Raw genomic sequence first — 14860 nt, 5'->3', positions numbered from 1 at the left:
CTGCGACTCAAGGCTTGTCATGCCATTCAACAAACGCCAGCAGGCGGCCACGGAGCGCCTGCTGGCCGCCACCCTGACCGAGGCCTGCGAAGCGGCCAAGGCCGAAATCGTCGGTTTTTCCTGGTTGACCCACGAAGTGGACTACGCCGCCTTTGCGGCGAGCCTGGTGGTGGTCTGGGTCTTCGACACCCAGGCCCACAAGGAGCAGGCGCTGGCGGCCGGGCAGGGCGCGCGGATGCTCGAACTGACGGCCCGGGCCCTGGAGGAGGCCGATGTTCACCTCGACTCCCTGGAAACCCGTGTGTTCTTCGACAGCGAAGAGCAGTGCCGGCGGATCAATGCTGGCGATTGGGCGCAGCGCCTGAAGCGTCTGCGCCCGGGCCGGGGTTGAGCGATGGCCAAGGAAATCGACAACCCCTGCATCGCCCTGTGCCGGCTCAGTGGCGACCTGTGCCTGAGTTGCGGGCGCAGCAAGGACGACATCCGCAAATGGAAGCGCATGAAGCGCCCGGAAAAGATGGCCGCCGTGCAGCGGGCCAGCACCCGGCTCAAGGCCTTGCAGAAAAACAAGGGCTGATCAGGTATCGCTCTGGAATTGGCCGGGGCCCAGGCGCCGTACGCTCAGCCAGAAGTCTTCCTCAGGTTCGTATTCGGCCAGAGACAGACGGTGCGCCTGTCCCAGCTCGTCTTCCACCATCAGGCTGGCCTCCCAGTCGAAATCCGGGTTCTGGGAAATGGTGTAGGACGGGTCAGGGCTGTTGATCTCGAAGTGAATCGAATAGACCTCCAGTGGCGGGCACGACAGAAGGCCTTGGGCATACAGCTGCCAGACCTTGCGTATGCCGGGCACGCACAGGCGCTCGGCAAAGGCCAGGGCCTGGGGGATGTCGTCCCAGGCGCCCTGCACCCCGTGCTGCGCGACCGCGAGCCGGCGCTGGGGCGGTTCGTTGCTGGGGTGCTGGACGTAGACCAGGCGGCTGCCGAACTGCAATTCGCATTGCAGCACGCCGGCAGCGATTTCCCAGTGGCCCAGCAGCGATTCCTTGAGCAGATCTATTTGCATCGCATCTGAGGTTCAGGCCGTTTGCCGGCGCATGGCCAGGATGGTGGTGCCGAAGAAGATAAAGGTGGAACCCACCACCCGGTTGACCCACTTGGACAGGGCTGGCCGGGTCAGCACGCCCTTGGCCCGGGAGGCCAGCACCGCGTAGACGCTGAGGGAGGTCAGCGACAGCGCCATGAAGATCAGGGTCAGGATGAAGAACTGTGGCAGCAGCGCGGCGTGCTGGTCGATGAACTGGGGGAACAGGGCGGTGAAGAAGATGGTTGCCTTGGGGTTGGTGGCGGCGGTCAGGAAGGCCGACTTGAACAGCTTCAGGCGCGGCGGCTTGCCAACCTGGGTGCTGTCTGCGCTGGCTTCGCTCAGCAGTTGGCTCTTGCTGAACAGCTGCTTGGCACCGAGGTAGAACAGGTAGCCGGCACCGATGATCTTCACCGCGTTGAAAATCCATTCGGAACTGGCAATCAGCGCCCCGAGGCCGAGCATGGCCGCGGCAGACATGCAGAACAGCCCGCTGATATTGCCCAGGGATGACCAGATAGTGGACTTGGCGCCGTAGGCCACGCTGTTGTGCAGCGCCACCAGGGTCGCCGGGCCGGGGCTGGCGATGGCGATGGCTGCCACCAGGGTGTAGGTCAGTATCGAGTGAGCATCCATGGTCCGGACTCGTCTTGCAGAAAAAGGGGGCTTGATTCTATCGGGGCGAGGGCGAGCTGTATGCCAGAAATTGACGGCTTTATCGAAGGGCGCGAACGGCGCAGGCCAGCGCCTTCGAGGCGCATCGGTGCCCATTGTCAACCATTGCTGCAATCGATAGTTATCATCAAAAAGTGCAGGTTCCGTTTTTCCGGCAAAGGAGGAAGATAGCGCTTACACCGTGCTTGCTGCAGAAGGAAACACCCGATGAAAATCTCGACTCTAGTGACCCTTGTGGTGCTTTTGATCGCGGCAACCGGGGCTTCTGCGGCGACCCTCGCCACTGACGACGCCTCCTGCCACTTCCTGCCCATGGCCGACAGCAGCGCCGACCTGCAACACGCGCAGTCGGTAGGCGTGCTGTACAGCGAAAACACCATCAGCACCCTGCAATACCTGGAGCACTACCATTCGGTGGCGCTCAACGGGGCGAAGAATGCCGGCCTCGATCCGCGCATCAGCCAAGCCTTCGTCAACAGCTCGGACCCGAAGCGGGCAATCGACTGGCTGCTGGCTTCGTTGCAGCAGCATTTCGGCTCGGTGACTGTCTATGACAGCCTTGACGCGGTGGTCCAGGCCCACCCCGATGTGGTGGTGATGCTCGACACCTACAACCAACTGGTGACCAAGCGCAACAGCAAGGTCGAGGCGCGCTTCATCGCCAAGTTCTATGACGCCAACCTGCAGTACATCGGCCAGGCCGCCGGGATCCAGACCAAGGAACTGCCGTCGGTCTGGGTACGGGGCAAGGCGGCGCCGGAGATCGCCGCGCAGATCAACCAGCAGACCGAGTTGCAGGTCGATGCCCTGAAGCAGTTCGACGCATCGCTCAAGGCCCTGGTGAGCCAGGGCGACGCGGGGCAGATGGCGGCCAACCAATGAGCTGCAGCCAGGCCTGATGAAAAAAGCCCCGAAGATTCGGGGCTTTTGCGTGGTGCCTGGCGGAATCCGCCTGTGGCGCGCTCCCTAGGCGGAGGCCTGAACCCCCGCGACCAGTAACCCTATGCCCAGGTACCAGCCCCAGAGAAAGGGCCGGGCTTGCGGGGCTTTCCTGGCGTAGGCGTACACCTAGAAGGGAATGAACAGGCTGAGGATGGCATTGCCCAAGCAATGCTTCAGGGCCACGCAGACAATCGCGAACTGCATCGCCACCCTAAGTGCCAGCCCTGACAGGATCAGCACAATCACCATTGAGTCGTCTCGCTATCGAATGAAGGTCGGTCGCCTCCTTTGGCGCGCCGCGGCCCGGATGCGGGCCGCGGTGCGTCAGAGGGAGCGGTGTGACGGGATATCGACAGGGCGCTGCAAAAAACTGGGCAAGGGCGCCGCCACCGTCCCTTCATTCACGTGCGAGCGGGTAACTGCGGGTGTCAGGCGCCGCTGCCCAGGGACGCCATGTCGATCACGAAGCGGTAGCGCACATCGGCCCGCTCCATGCGTTCGAAGGCCTGGTTGATGTCCTGCATGGCGATCATTTCGCAATCCGGGAGGATGTTCTTGCGCGCGCAGAAGTCGAGCATTTCCTGGGTCTGGGCGATGCCGCCGATGGGTGAACCGGCCAGCCGGCGCCGGCCCAGGAGCATGGGCAGGGTCAGTTGTTCGTCGATCGGCCCGACCTGGCCGACGATCACCAGGGTGCAGTCGATGTCCAGCAGGGGCATGTAGGGCGAGACATCGTGGCGCACCGGAATGGTGTCGATGATCAGGTCGAAGCTCGACTGGGCGCGGGCCATGGCCTGCGGGTCGCTGGACACCAGCAGTGCATCGGCGCCCAGGGCCAGGGCGTCGGCGCGCTTGTCGGCGCTGCGGCTGAGCACCGTGACCTTGGCTCCCATGCCCACCGCCAGCTTGACCGCCATGTGCCCCAGGCCACCGAGGCCGATGACCCCGACCCGGCTGCCGGGCCCGACATTCCAGGTGCGCAGCGGCGAATAGGTGGTGATGCCGGCGCACAGCAGCGGCGCGGCCTTGGCCAGGTCCAGGCCCTCGGGCACCCGCAGGACGAATTCCTCGCGCACCACCAGGTGCTTGGCGTAGCCGCCGTAGGTCACCTCGCGGGTGATGCGGTCCAGGCCGTTGTAGGTCTGGGTATTGTGCTCGCGGCACATCTGTTCTTCGCCCTTGCGGCACTGGTCGCACACCTGGCAGGAGTCCACCATGCAGCCGACGGCGACGCTGTCGCCGACCTTGTACTGCTTGACCTCGGGGCCGACGGCGGTGACCCGGCCGACGATCTCGTGGCCCGGGACCATGGGGTAGCGGCTGGCGCCCCAGTCGTTGCGCGCCTGGTGCAGGTCGGAGTGGCAGACCCCGCAATAGAGGATTTCCATCGCCACATCGTTGGCGCGCAGGGCGCGACGCTGGAAGGTGAAAGGCACCAGGGGAACCCCGGCGGACTGCGCTGCGTAACCGAAGGTTTGCATGATCAGCGTTCCTGTGTGAGGGCGTACGAATGATCCGAAGGCAGGGCTACAAGCATAGAAGCCCCAGGCGCACCGTGAGGGCGGCCGACCGATGGTGGTGCGGGCCAAACGGCGTCGCACCGCTGAGGTCGGGGCGAGTGAGTGTCGCTCCTTTGTTGTCGTGGGTGCCCGGTTGCCGCTTCAGGGCGTGGCAGCCACGCCCCGGGCACAGGGCTCAGGGGGCGCCGAACATCGCGGTCCAGTAAATGCCGGCATCGCTTTTCGGGTCCACCGCGTAGGCCGCGCCCAGCTCGCTGTAGGCCGGGTTCATCAGGTTGGCGCAATGCCCGGGGCTGGCCAGCCAGCCGTCCACCACCTTGCGCACCGTGTCCTGGCCGGCGGCGATATTCTCGCCCACCTGCTGGCCGGCATAGCCTGCCAGTTCCGCGCGGTCACCCGGGGTGCGGCCGTCGTGGTCCTTGTGGTCGAAGTAGTTCTGGTTGGCCATGGCCCGGCTGTGCTCCTCGGCGGTGCTGCCCAGGGTGGCGTTCCAGGCCAGGGGCGCGGTGGCGGCGAAACTCTGGCCACCGCACTGGCGGGGTTGGCCGCGGGCACTGTTGATCTGCGCGAGCAGTTGCTGGCCCTCGGCCTGCCAGTCCCCCAGGCGTGCGGACAACAGCGGCCGGGCGAGCACGATGCGCCACTGGTTGGCCTGACGATTGACACCGATATCGACGAACTGCGGGTCCAGCACCACCTGGCAGAAGCTCTCGCGCACCGCCTGCATCGCCGCCTGGGCATCCCGGGGGCCGGACAGGCTGATGGCCTGCACGTTGACCATGGGGTAGGCCGCCCGGGCCAGGGCTTGCTGCAGGTCGCCGACGTTGTCCACCGGCAGCACCAGGCGCGGATCGCTGGCCAGTGGCGGCAGCTCCGAGGAGGCCTGGTTGGCGCAGCGTTGCGGTTGGCTGCGGTAGGCGTTGATCGACTCGATCAGTTGCGACTGGTCGTCGGCCAGGGCGCCGGTGGCCGCCAGCAAGCCGAGGGCCAGGGCTGCGGCGGGCAAGAGCAGTGAGCGCATGGGCATGCAAGTCTCCCGGAAAATGGACAGCGCCCATGATGCACCCGGCGCCGAGGCTTTTCACCCGCTGGCGGATGAAATCGGCGTTAACCGCGATGCCTCAATAGAAGTCGAAGTACAGCGCCCACTCGCCGCTCTCGCGATGCTTCCAGAACATCAGGCTGCCGTTGTGGACCACGTTGAGGTTGATCTTGGCATCGGAGGAAATCTGCAGCACGAACTCGAAGCCGTCGCCTGGATCGATCCCCGACTGGCAGAAGGACGGGTAGCCCCCCAGCTTATGTTCGTAGCAGTGCTCCACCAGGTCGTAGTAGCACTCGATGGTGCCGGCCTGTTCCAGCGCGACGATTTCCCGTTCCAGATCCTCGGGCACGCCACCGCCGTCCCACAGCGGAAAGTCGGCGGGTACTGCCTCGGGCTTGAGCGGGAAGGGCTTGAGAAAGGCCCCGGTGGCGGTCAGTTCCTTGCGCACCAGCACGTCCTCGGCACGGTATTCGCGGATCAGCCAGCGCTCGCCCATGGGCTCCAGGGGCTCGGGAAAGGGGTTGGCGACGAACACCGTGAGCACCCGCACGCCTTCCAGCAGCGGGTTGTGAAAGGGCAGCGCCGGCAGATAGAACTGGGCGAACGGCAGCAGGGTTTCCCCGGCGCTGTTGCGTGGCAGTTCTTCATCCTCGCGAAACAGAAAGACCCGGCCCAGCCAGCTTTCCTCGTCGCTGTAGGTTGGGCGGAAACCGCCGGCGGTGAACTTCAACGCCGGCTTGGCCAGGCGGTGCTGGATGTCCTGAATGTCCATGGTCAGGGTGAGTGTCCTGTTCGAAAGGGAGGGAGCGGAGCGGCAATGTACCAAAAGTCCTTTTGCCTGGGGACTGTGGTGGGCTCAACGCAATTGCCTGGGAGTGGCATTGAGCAACTTGCGCATCAGCCGGCGCAGGGCTGTGGCGTCCTGGTATCCCACCTGTTCGGCCACGCGCTCCACCGAATATTTGCTGCTTTGCAACAGAGCCCTTGCCCGGTTCAGTTGCACGTTCTGGATCAAGCGCAAGCTGCTGTGGCCGGTGACCTTGCGTATCTGACGACCCAGGGTCCGTTCCGACATGCTGAACTGTGCAGCCAGTTCGCCGACGCTGGGCAGGTTTGGCAAGCAGGCTTCGATATGAGCTGTAAGCCGGCTGATCAGGGTACTGCCCTGGGCCATCATTGCCGGTACCCGAAACGGTGCCTGCAATTGCCGCCGATCGATCAGCAGCGTTTGCCCCACCGCGTCGGCCAAGCTCGTGCCGAAACGGCTGCGCAGCAGATGCAGCATCAAATCCGATTGGCCAAAAGCTGCTCCGGCGGTGGTTAGCGGAGGGTCGACCACTACCATCTGGTCCGGATCCACCTGGGTGTCGACGGCCCATTCTTGCAGCAGCGGCGCCAACCACCAGGAGGTTGTAACCCGGCGCCCGGGCAGGAGTCCGGCGGCATGCAGCAGGAAAACGGCGGAACAGGATGCCGCCACTTCGCCTCCGAGTTCCAGGTGATCGCGCAGTGCATTCAGCATCGGGGCAATGTCTGCTTGCAGCAGGCGCTGGGCGATGGCTTCGGGGGCGTCGATGCCCAGCCCCGGCACTATCCAGCAGGAGCGATCAGCGCTCCTGGCATCCAGGGCCTCGACCTCAAGCAGCAGGCCCTGGCCCAGGGCTACTTGGCCGCCCTGCAAGGCACAAACTCGCCAGCGCGGGGCCCCGAGCCCCAGGCGTGGGGCCAGCAGTGCGGCGCTGGAAAGCATGTCCAGGGTCAGGGCGACGCTGGAGGCAAAGGCACCGGGGAGTAGCAAAACGGTGAAATCGTTCATTGGCGGATTATGCATGAAAGATGTCGAATCGGTCGCTGTTGGCCAGGGATGAGCACAGGCTCAATAGCCGCTCCTTTTTTGTGGAAGTGGTGATGCCAATGCCTAATATTCTGATCAAGATCCCCCAGGGCGCCTTCGATGCCCAGCAGCGTGCCAAAGCCCTGCAAGCGGTTACCCAAGTGGCCCTGACGGTGGAGCAAATAGGTGATGACCCTCGTCAGCGGGCGTTGTGCTGGGTACTGCTGGAGGAGCTGGCGCCGGGCTTCTGGAGTTGTGGCGGTGCCGACTCTAGTGCCCAGACGGTTCCTTGCATGGTCCGGGTCAAGGTCCCGGCGGGCGTGCTCGATGCTGCCCAGCGCCAGGCGTATGTCGAGGGCTTGCATCAGGCGCTGGCGGCCTGTCTGGCAGAGGACGATCCGCGACTACTGATGACCTCGATCCTGCTGGATGACGTGGCTGAGGGCACCTGGGGGGCCAACGGTTCGTTGTGGCAACTGGCGGATTTTGCCCGCGCTGCGGGCTATCGGCACCTGTCTCACCTGCACGCGCGATAGTTCCGGCGGCCCTCCCAGGCCCCGGCTCAGGCGTCTCTACCGTGAGCCGCTGCCGCGAGTTGCGAGGTATCGACCCGCACGAACACCGAATCGCCAATGGCGGTCAGCACATCGCCGGCATACACCTCGCAGATCACCTGGCTCTTGCGGCCCACTTCACCCTCGACCCTGGCGCGCAGGGTCAGGGGCACGCCCATGGGTGTCGGCTTGATAAACTTGATGCCCAGGTTGCCGGTGACGCAGTCGATGCGTGGCAGGCTGCCGGGCTCGCGCTGTTCGTTGCGGTAGTGGTAGGCCATGGCGGTCCAGTTGGAGTGGCAGTCCACCAGCATGGCGATCAGGCCGCCGTAGACCAGGTCCGGCCAGCCACAGTATTTGGATTCCGGCAGGTGCTCGGCGACCACGTGCACACCGTCCTCGTGCCAGTGGCTCTTGATGTGCAGGCCGTGATGGTTGCTGCTGCCGCATCCGAAACAGATGCCTTCGGGGGCGGTGGTGTCTTGCAGGGAAGTGGGGTGCATGGGTGTTCCTTGTTGTTCTTGGGTTCAGAGCGTGTTGCGGTTCAGGGTGTTTGTCAGCGGGGTAATGCCCGGAACTGGCCGGGCTCCTTCGGTACTTTTGCGTACCTGACTGCACCGGCCTCCGACAGCCGCTTCACCGCGCTGTTCTCCAGCAGCAACGCGGCCATGGGGTTGATAATGCAACGCTGAACATCAGCGGGGCTATTGATATCGGTCAGGCGCAGGCTGTAGCACCAGTAGCCATCTGGCCAGCGCAGTAGTCGCTGGTTTTCCAGGTCCGGCTCGTCACTGTCCTCGACATCCAGTGGAAATATCATGTGGATGATGTCGAAATCGATGGGGGCGTTGAACCGGCCGATGTGTATTAGGGGTTCGTGATTATCGAGGGCATCGACTCCCATGCCGGTAAGGCTGATTTGCACGATCAGGTAGTCGCTAACGGAGCGCTTGGGTTTGATGACCAGGGGCAATGAACTGGAGATATCTGTGATTACCCAGCCATGGTCATCTTCGGCATTGACCTGAATCCACTCGCCGCCTGCGCGGTAGCGCCGGGCGATTTCCGAAGTTAGCAGCAGGCGGCTGACTTCCTCTCTGATCAGTTGCGCCAGACGGTCGCATTCGGCGCCAAGTTTGCTGACGAACGCGATGTTTTCGCTGATCGCCTTGCCGAGGTCGGACATCATGGTCATGGCATGGAGCTCCAGATAAAGGCAGAAGAGTGCTGGGTGGATGGCAGAGGGGCAGGCGGTTTGAGTGTGGCGAAGCCGTTTACTGGGGTCCAGAAAACCGTAGGGCTGTTGATGGGGGGAGGAGCACTGAGTTGGGTAAACCCCTGGAAACGCTTGATCCCCAGTTGCTCGAGAAAACGGCAGACCTGGATCGACCAGCGCTGCAGCAGCACCGCTTCGGGACCTGTGAGGTTGCGCAATATGCTGATAATCGAAGTCCACGACCGTAGCAGAAGCCGCCCATTCCAGATGTCCTGTTCGCTCAGGGCGTTCAGGCCGGCGCTGAGTTCCGGGGCGATAAACAGGTGATACGCCTCATCACGCTCGCAGGGCGAGAGGAACTCCTGCCACTGTCGATGCAACTGATCATCACCACTCAGGCGTGCATTCCATTTGAACTCCACTAGAAGCAGGCGCCGTTCCCCGCTGGGCCAATGCAGTTCGACAAACAGGTCCGGCTCGACGCCTCGGCGTGGCCAGAAGTGCATACGCGCCCGGTCGACAGGGCCGGCAGGGAAGGGCAGCGCTGGGTACTGCCCGCCTTGTTCGACCACGGCACTCCAGAATGCACCGATGGCTTGGGCAGGTAGATAGTCCAGCGGCCCCATGATCAAAGCGGTGATTTCATCTTCTTCACAGACTCTGGTTTCGCCTTCATCCCGGTGTCCGAGGTAACGTTTGAACAGGCGGCTTTTTCCGTGGCAAAAGGCGTGCAGCATTCCATTGGCTTCTATGAGTTTTATCGAGCGCCATAATGGCGTTTTGGTTTGGTGCTGGCTAGAACACAAAGGTTTTTTTGCCCGCCCGATAAGGCTTGGCACCAAGTTGATCACGTTCTGGGCGCCTGGCCCCGATGCTTCTTTGGGGCTGGTGCCAGTCTTTCAGGGCATTGCTCAAGCCAGCGTCGCTGTGACGCATTGCCTGCGGCGGGAGTCGTAGAAAATCGCGGCTTTGCACAAGGCCCAGGCAGTGGTTCCAGCCAAGACAGGCTGATGCCGTAATGATATTCTTGCGCTGAATCGGTTCATCGTTTGTGCAAAAATACCTTCCCTGTGCTTTGCTTCAAATGGCCTGATCGGGTCCTTTGCAAGCGTGCGGGAGTGTCTTGGCAAGCCCGTCGAGCTTGATGTCAGGCAGTGTTCGTTGACCGTTTCTGGTCAGCCCCGACCCTTTTTCTCCTGCTGGCCCCTGTGACAACGGGCGCCATCGTTGTGCGTCCAGCGACGCCGGCGCAGGGGCAGGATTGGGGCCGAACGGCCTGTGGGTTGCGTCCCGTGACGAGCCCTGAGAAACACGTGTCACTCAAGTAGCTGAAGCCAAAAACGATAAGAAGTCAGCGCCGGAGCGATATAAAACTGAGGTCGAGCCAGTCTCGTCGGCCTTGTGTGCCCACCCTCCAGTTCTTTTGAATGGGCGAGTCCAGGATTCATCCGGGGCCGTGCAGGATCGAGGATGGGGCGGCGGATGGCGTTCTATCGTAGGTACTAAACAATGTTTAAGAAGGTGAACACGGCCCTGATCGGGCTGGCGATGTCCATAGGCCTCACGACCGCGCACGCGGCTGAGCCCAAGAAAGTGGATGTACTGCTGATTGGCGGCGGCATCATGAGTTCGACCCTCGGGGTCTGGCTCAACGAGCTGCAACCGGATTGGTCGATGGAGATGGTCGAGCGCCTGGATGGCGTCGCAGAAGAAAGCTCCAACGGCTGGAACAACGCCGGTACCGGTCACTCTGCCCTGGCTGAGCTGAACTACACCCCGGAAGGCAAGGACGGCAAGATCGAGATCGCCAAGGCCATCGAGATCAACGAAGCGTTCCAGATCTCCCGGCAGTTCTGGTCCTGGCAGGTCAAGAACGGCGTCCTGAAGAACCCGCGTTCGTTCATCAACTCCACGCCGCACATGAGCTTCGTCTGGGGCGATGACAACATCAAGTTCCTCAAGGCCCGTTACGAAGCCCTGCAAGCCAGCCCGCTGTTCAGCGGCATGCAGTACTCCGAAGACGCCGAGCAGATCAAGAAGTGGGTTCCATTGATGATGGAAGGCCGCGATCCTGCGCAGAAGATCGCCGCCACCTGGTCGCCGATCGGCACCGACGTCAACTTCGGCGAGATCACCCGCCAGTTCGTCGCGCACCTGCAGGCCCAGCCTAACTTCGACCTGAAGCTGTCCAGCGAAGTGCAGGCGATCGAGCGCAACACCGATGGCTCGTGGCGCGTGACCTACAAGAACCTCAAAGACGGTTCGAAAACCGAGACCGACGCCAAGTTCGTGTTCATCGGCGCCGGCGGCGGTGCCCTGCACCTGCTGCAGAAGTCGGGCATTCCCGAGGCCAACGAATACGCCGGCTTCCCGGTGGGCGGCTCGTTCCTGGTGACCGACAACGCCAGCGTGGCCGAGCAGCACCTGGCCAAGGCCTACGGCAAGGCTTCGGTTGGCGCGCCACCGATGTCGGTTCCGCACCTGGACACCCGTGTGCTGGACGGCAAGCGAGTGATCCTGTTTGGCCCATTCGCCACCTTCTCCACCAAGTTCCTCAAGGAAGGTTCGTACTTCGACCTGCTGACCAGCACCACCACCCACAACTTCTGGCCGATGACCAAAGTGGGCATCGAGCAGTACCCGCTGGTGGAGTACCTGGCTGGCCAATTGATGCTGTCGGATGACGACCGCTTCGCCGCACTGAAGGAATACTTCCCCAACGCCAAGCAAGAAGACTGGCGCCTGTGGCAGGCCGGTCAGCGCGTGCAGATCATCAAGCGTGACGAAGAGAAGGGCGGCGTGCTGAAACTGGGCACCGAGATCGTCGCTTCCGAAGACGGCAGCATCGCCGGCCTGCTGGGCGCCTCCCCAGGTGCCTCGACCGCCGCGCCGATCATGCTCAGCGTGCTGCAGAAGGTCTTCAAGGACCAGGTAGCGACCCCGGCCTGGCAGGAGAAGCTGAAGCAGATCGTGCCGAGCTACGGTACGGCCCTGAACGACAGCCCTGAGCGTGTGGCCAAAGAATGGGCCTACACCGCTGAAGTACTGCAACTGACCCCGCCACCGCCGGTCAAGGGCGCGGCGCCTCAGGCTCCGGCCAGCCTGGCCAAACCAGAGAGCAACCCAGCGGCCGACATGGCGCTGTAAGCCTCGGCCCCGCCCGCGTTCGTCGGGCGGGGCAGCGCGGATGCCCTCGTGCATCCGCCCCTCGCTTGGGTAGCGGCGGCAGCTTTGCTGCGGTCGCTACTGGCTGGCCTAGCCAGCGCTTCCCTGAAGATGCATCCCCCGTTTTTTCGACAGTGCCAGCGTTCAGTTCGGCGCACTTGTCATGCGCCTGTGCCTCCCGTGACGGGTTATCATGGCGGCGCCCGCAGCCTTCGGGCACGCCTCAATCCTCGGAGTCCCCGCCTCGATGTCCAGCATCACCCTGTTCCAAGCCCCGCCGCCCGAAGCCATCCAGAGCCAGATCCAGCAGATGGTGGTGGATTACATCACCGACATCAGCGCGGTGGCCATTGCCCCGAGCAACCCGCTGTACAACCTGTACCAGTACGGCGTTGGTTTTGAGGTGCACCTGTACCTGCAGGCCATGGACGGCTCCCGGGGGATTCCGGTGGAGTTGGTGGTCGCCAGCGACAGTCAGGACCCGGAGCAGGTGTTGGGTTTTGTGCTGTACCTGCCATTCAAGGACGACCCCCGGGCCTGCGCCGTGGCCTATATGGCGGTGCTGCAAGGTCAGCGGCGCCAGGGGATTGCCCGGCAGATGCTGGAGACGATGCTGGCGCGCTACCCGCATGCGGAGCTCGCCTGCAATGTGGCCAAGGTCGATTGTTTCGAGGCCCTGGGCTTCCAACTGCTGGGCGCCCGCGGCCCGCAAGTGCTGATGAACACCCGCGACCACGGCAGCGACGGCCTGCTGGCGGTGCTGGATGTGGCGCCGATCTACCAATCGGTGGAAGTACGGCAGATCCACACCTACCTGCTGGCCCAGCATGGGCGCAAGGCGATGCTGGAAGCGGAGAAGAAACGTGACCGGCAGCTGGACCAGATGACCCGCCAGGCCCAGGCGCTGGTGCGCGAGCGCCTCGGAGAAGCGGCCTTGTACAGCTCACGGGCGCCGCAGTTGATCAACTGATCGGGCTGCTTGTTTTTGCCTGATTGTCTGTGTAGTTTTGCGAAAAAACGCAATAGCGGGCATAAACATGCAAGGTCAACACCCGATAGCCGAGCTGCCATCCTTGCGTCGGCAAAAAATCCTTCTGCTGCTGGAGCGCGACGGCAAGGTCATGGCGGCCGAGCTGAGCCGGCATTTCGCGGTCTCCGAAGACACCATCCGCCGCGACCTGGCGGAGCTGGATGCCGGCGGCCTGGTGCAGCGGGTCCACGGTGGTGCGCTGCCGCGGCCTAAGGACAGCGGCAAGGACTACTTCACCCGGGTGGGTGAAACCAGCGAGGCGAAAGTGCGCCTGGCGCAGTTCGCCGTGCAGTGGGTGCGGGAGGGGCAGACAGTGATGTTCGATTCCGGCTCCACCACCCTGCACATCGCCCAGTCGCTGCCGGCGGGCATCAGCCTGACGGCCGTCACCGCCTCGCCGATGATTGCCGTGGCCCTGGCCGAATACCCCAAGGTCAAGGTGATACTCGCCGGCGGCCAGCTCAACCCGGCAACCCTGTCCGCCAGCGGCCATGAGGCACTGCGGATGATTCAAGGGATCAAGGCCGACCTGCTGTTCACCGGGGTCTGCGCGATCCACCCGGAGATCGGCATCAGCTCCCTGCATTTCGACGAGGTGCCGATCAAGCAGGCAATGTTCGACAGTGCCAGCGAGGTCATCGCCGTGACCACCGCCGACAAGCTCGGGGCCATGGAGCCCTTTGTCGTGGTGCCGTGCAACCGCCTGCACCGGCTGGTGACCGAGCAGGAGGCGTCGGGTGTGGATATCGAAGGTTATCGCCAGTTGGGAATCGAGGTGCTGCAGGTCTGATCCGGCGGCCTTGGCAGAGCAGTGTCTGGGTCTGGTCGGCTCTGCGGGACCCGCAGAAATCGTTGTCCGGCGGCGACCTCGGTTCCAGGGCGGCCTGCTGATCCTGGGTCAGCGCCTCGCGGGGCTGATCGGGGGCCAAGCCCTGGTGCAGCCGTTGCCGGGAACGGCGCAATTGCAGGGGTCAATGCCTGGGGGACGGCGGGGGCAGTTCCTGGTTCATCCATTGCGCCATCTGCCGCAAGCGGTCGCTGAAACCGACGCTGGCGGGGGCCGTCGCCTCGGCGGCCTGGCGGAACTCGTCGATGGGGCCTGCCATTTCCGGGTAGTGCTGCACAAACAGCTGCACGTGCTCATCCAGGCTCTGGGGCCAGCTCGGCTCCTGCTCCTGGCGCAGCAGGTTGGTGGCGCGAACCAGCTTGCGCGAGGCCTGCCGTTGCAGCCGGAGGACTTCGGCGGGCATCTGTTCGCGGTCGAGGTGCATGGCGTAGTCGTTCAGCACTGCGAGAAAGTCGCCGTTCACCGCCAGGGCAATGTCCCGGCTGGGCCTGAAAGGTGCAAAGCGCGAGCGCAGGTCTTCGCCCCACAGGCAGCGGCAATGGTGCTTGAGCCAATAGCCCCAGCTGTCGAGGTTCTGGGTTGCCAGCACCTGTTCAAGGTGGCCGATATCGAAATCGATCTTCGACACTAAAGGGTGCCGCGCTTGCAGCGTCTGGCGCAGGTTTTCCAAATGCAGGAGCTGGGCGGTGTCGGCGGGATCTTGCAGAATCAGGCACAGGTCGAGGTCGGAGGCCCCGAGGGTGGCCGTGCCACGGGCGACGCTGCCGTACAGGTAGAGGCTGTGCAGCGGTGGGCTGGCGGGAGCGCAGAGGGCGGTACGCAGCTGGTCGAGCAGGGCGCGGTATTCGGGTTGCAAGGGTGGTTCGGCGGGAAGGCTGATCCTGCCGTCGGCATCGACGCCGAATGCGCTATTGGGTGACATGGGGTAGCCCGTAATACGAGTTCAGCGGC

General features: G+C 63.6%; 17 protein-coding genes. 7 read left to right on the top strand and 10 right to left on the bottom strand.

Annotation, left to right across the window (positions count from 1 at the left end):
* The first annotated feature begins 19 nt into the window (after positions 1 to 19).
* Both U873_RS0127820 and U873_RS0127815 read left to right on the top strand, forming a co-directional pair.
* Complete coding sequence (locus tag U873_RS0127820; protein ID WP_025131365.1) at positions 20 to 391, top strand: hypothetical protein; 372 nt, start codon at positions 20 to 22, stop codon at positions 389 to 391.
* 3 nt (positions 392 to 394) lie between these two features.
* Positions 395 to 577: a DUF1289 domain-containing protein gene (locus tag U873_RS0127815; RefSeq protein WP_025131364.1), complete on the top strand. Its 183-nt coding sequence runs from the start codon at positions 395 to 397 to the stop codon at positions 575 to 577.
* Here U873_RS0127815 and U873_RS0127810 read toward each other — a convergent pair whose 3' ends face one another.
* Positions 578 to 1063, bottom strand: a complete 486-nt coding sequence (locus U873_RS0127810) for a hypothetical protein (RefSeq protein ID WP_025131363.1) — start codon at positions 1061 to 1063, stop codon at positions 578 to 580.
* Between the two features lie 12 nt (positions 1064 to 1075).
* On the bottom strand, positions 1076 to 1717 hold the full coding sequence (locus tag U873_RS0127805) for a LysE family translocator (protein WP_025131362.1): 642 nt from the start codon (positions 1715 to 1717) through the stop codon (positions 1076 to 1078).
* Between the two features lie 246 nt (positions 1718 to 1963).
* Between U873_RS0127805 and U873_RS0127800 the strand changes: the two genes are divergently transcribed.
* A complete protein-coding gene (locus tag U873_RS0127800) occupies positions 1964 to 2638 on the top strand; it encodes a hypothetical protein (protein WP_025131361.1) in 675 nt (224 codons plus the stop codon).
* A gap of 488 nt (positions 2639 to 3126) precedes the next feature.
* Here the strand turns inward: U873_RS0127800 and U873_RS0127790 are convergent, their stop codons facing one another.
* The 4 genes from U873_RS0127790 to U873_RS0127775 all read right to left on the bottom strand — a co-directional run bounded on the left by U873_RS0127790 (position 3127) and on the right by U873_RS0127775 (position 7079).
* A complete protein-coding gene (locus U873_RS0127790; RefSeq protein ID WP_025131360.1) occupies positions 3127 to 4179 on the bottom strand; it encodes an NAD(P)-dependent alcohol dehydrogenase in 1053 nt (350 codons plus the stop codon).
* A gap of 214 nt (positions 4180 to 4393) precedes the next feature.
* Positions 4394 to 5239, bottom strand: a complete 846-nt coding sequence (locus tag U873_RS0127785; RefSeq protein ID WP_177330323.1) for a CAP domain-containing protein — start codon at positions 5237 to 5239, stop codon at positions 4394 to 4396.
* A 100-nt stretch (positions 5240 to 5339) separates the two neighbouring features.
* The gene (locus U873_RS0127780; protein WP_025131358.1) at positions 5340 to 6035 is read right to left on the bottom strand and encodes a hypothetical protein; all 696 of its coding nucleotides are present in this window, start codon (positions 6033 to 6035) and stop codon (positions 5340 to 5342) included.
* An 84-nt stretch (positions 6036 to 6119) separates the two neighbouring features.
* Positions 6120 to 7079 (bottom strand): GlxA family transcriptional regulator, encoded by a 960-nt coding sequence (locus tag U873_RS0127775; RefSeq protein WP_025131357.1) that lies wholly within the window; start codon positions 7077 to 7079, stop codon positions 6120 to 6122.
* Positions 7080 to 7177: 98 nt separating this feature from the next.
* On the opposite strand from U873_RS0127775, the gene U873_RS0127770 reads away from it, so the two are divergent.
* A complete protein-coding gene (locus U873_RS0127770) occupies positions 7178 to 7633 on the top strand; it encodes a tautomerase family protein (protein WP_025131356.1) in 456 nt (151 codons plus the stop codon).
* A 26-nt stretch (positions 7634 to 7659) separates the two neighbouring features.
* Here the strand turns inward: U873_RS0127770 and U873_RS0127765 are convergent, their stop codons facing one another.
* From U873_RS0127765 to U873_RS0127755, 3 genes are read right to left on the bottom strand one after another with little or no spacing between them, the layout of a single operon-like run.
* On the bottom strand, positions 7660 to 8154 hold the full coding sequence (locus U873_RS0127765; protein ID WP_025131355.1) for a PaaI family thioesterase: 495 nt from the start codon (positions 8152 to 8154) through the stop codon (positions 7660 to 7662).
* 53 nt (positions 8155 to 8207) lie between these two features.
* Complete coding sequence (locus U873_RS0127760; protein ID WP_025131354.1) at positions 8208 to 8846, bottom strand: hypothetical protein; 639 nt, start codon at positions 8844 to 8846, stop codon at positions 8208 to 8210.
* Positions 8843 to 9718, bottom strand: coding sequence for a hypothetical protein (locus U873_RS0127755; RefSeq protein ID WP_157838128.1), 876 nt, complete (start codon positions 9716 to 9718; stop codon positions 8843 to 8845). Before U873_RS0127755 ends, U873_RS0127760 begins: the two co-directional genes overlap by 4 nt.
* 658 nt (positions 9719 to 10376) lie before the next feature.
* On the opposite strand from U873_RS0127755, the gene mqo reads away from it, so the two are divergent.
* The 3 genes from mqo to U873_RS0127740 all read left to right on the top strand — a co-directional run bounded on the left by mqo (position 10377) and on the right by U873_RS0127740 (position 13852).
* A complete protein-coding gene (gene mqo, locus U873_RS0127750; RefSeq protein WP_025131352.1) occupies positions 10377 to 12014 on the top strand; it encodes a malate dehydrogenase (quinone) in 1638 nt (545 codons plus the stop codon).
* A 265-nt stretch (positions 12015 to 12279) separates the two neighbouring features.
* The gene (locus U873_RS0127745) at positions 12280 to 13002 is read left to right on the top strand and encodes a GNAT family N-acetyltransferase (RefSeq protein WP_025131351.1); all 723 of its coding nucleotides are present in this window, start codon (positions 12280 to 12282) and stop codon (positions 13000 to 13002) included.
* Between the two features lie 67 nt (positions 13003 to 13069).
* Complete coding sequence (locus tag U873_RS0127740) at positions 13070 to 13852, top strand: DeoR/GlpR family DNA-binding transcription regulator (protein WP_025131350.1); 783 nt, start codon at positions 13070 to 13072, stop codon at positions 13850 to 13852.
* A 181-nt stretch (positions 13853 to 14033) separates the two neighbouring features.
* Here U873_RS0127740 and U873_RS0127735 read toward each other — a convergent pair whose 3' ends face one another.
* On the bottom strand, positions 14034 to 14831 hold the full coding sequence (locus tag U873_RS0127735; RefSeq protein WP_025131349.1) for a nucleotidyltransferase domain-containing protein: 798 nt from the start codon (positions 14829 to 14831) through the stop codon (positions 14034 to 14036).
* Positions 14832 to 14860: the final 29 nt, after the last annotated feature.

It is taken from the genome of Pseudomonas sp. PH1b, from assembly GCF_000633395.1.
In the GTDB taxonomy this organism is placed as follows: Bacteria; Pseudomonadota; Gammaproteobacteria; order Pseudomonadales; family Pseudomonadaceae; genus Aquipseudomonas.
This window is presented reverse-complemented; position numbering and strand designations above follow the sequence as displayed.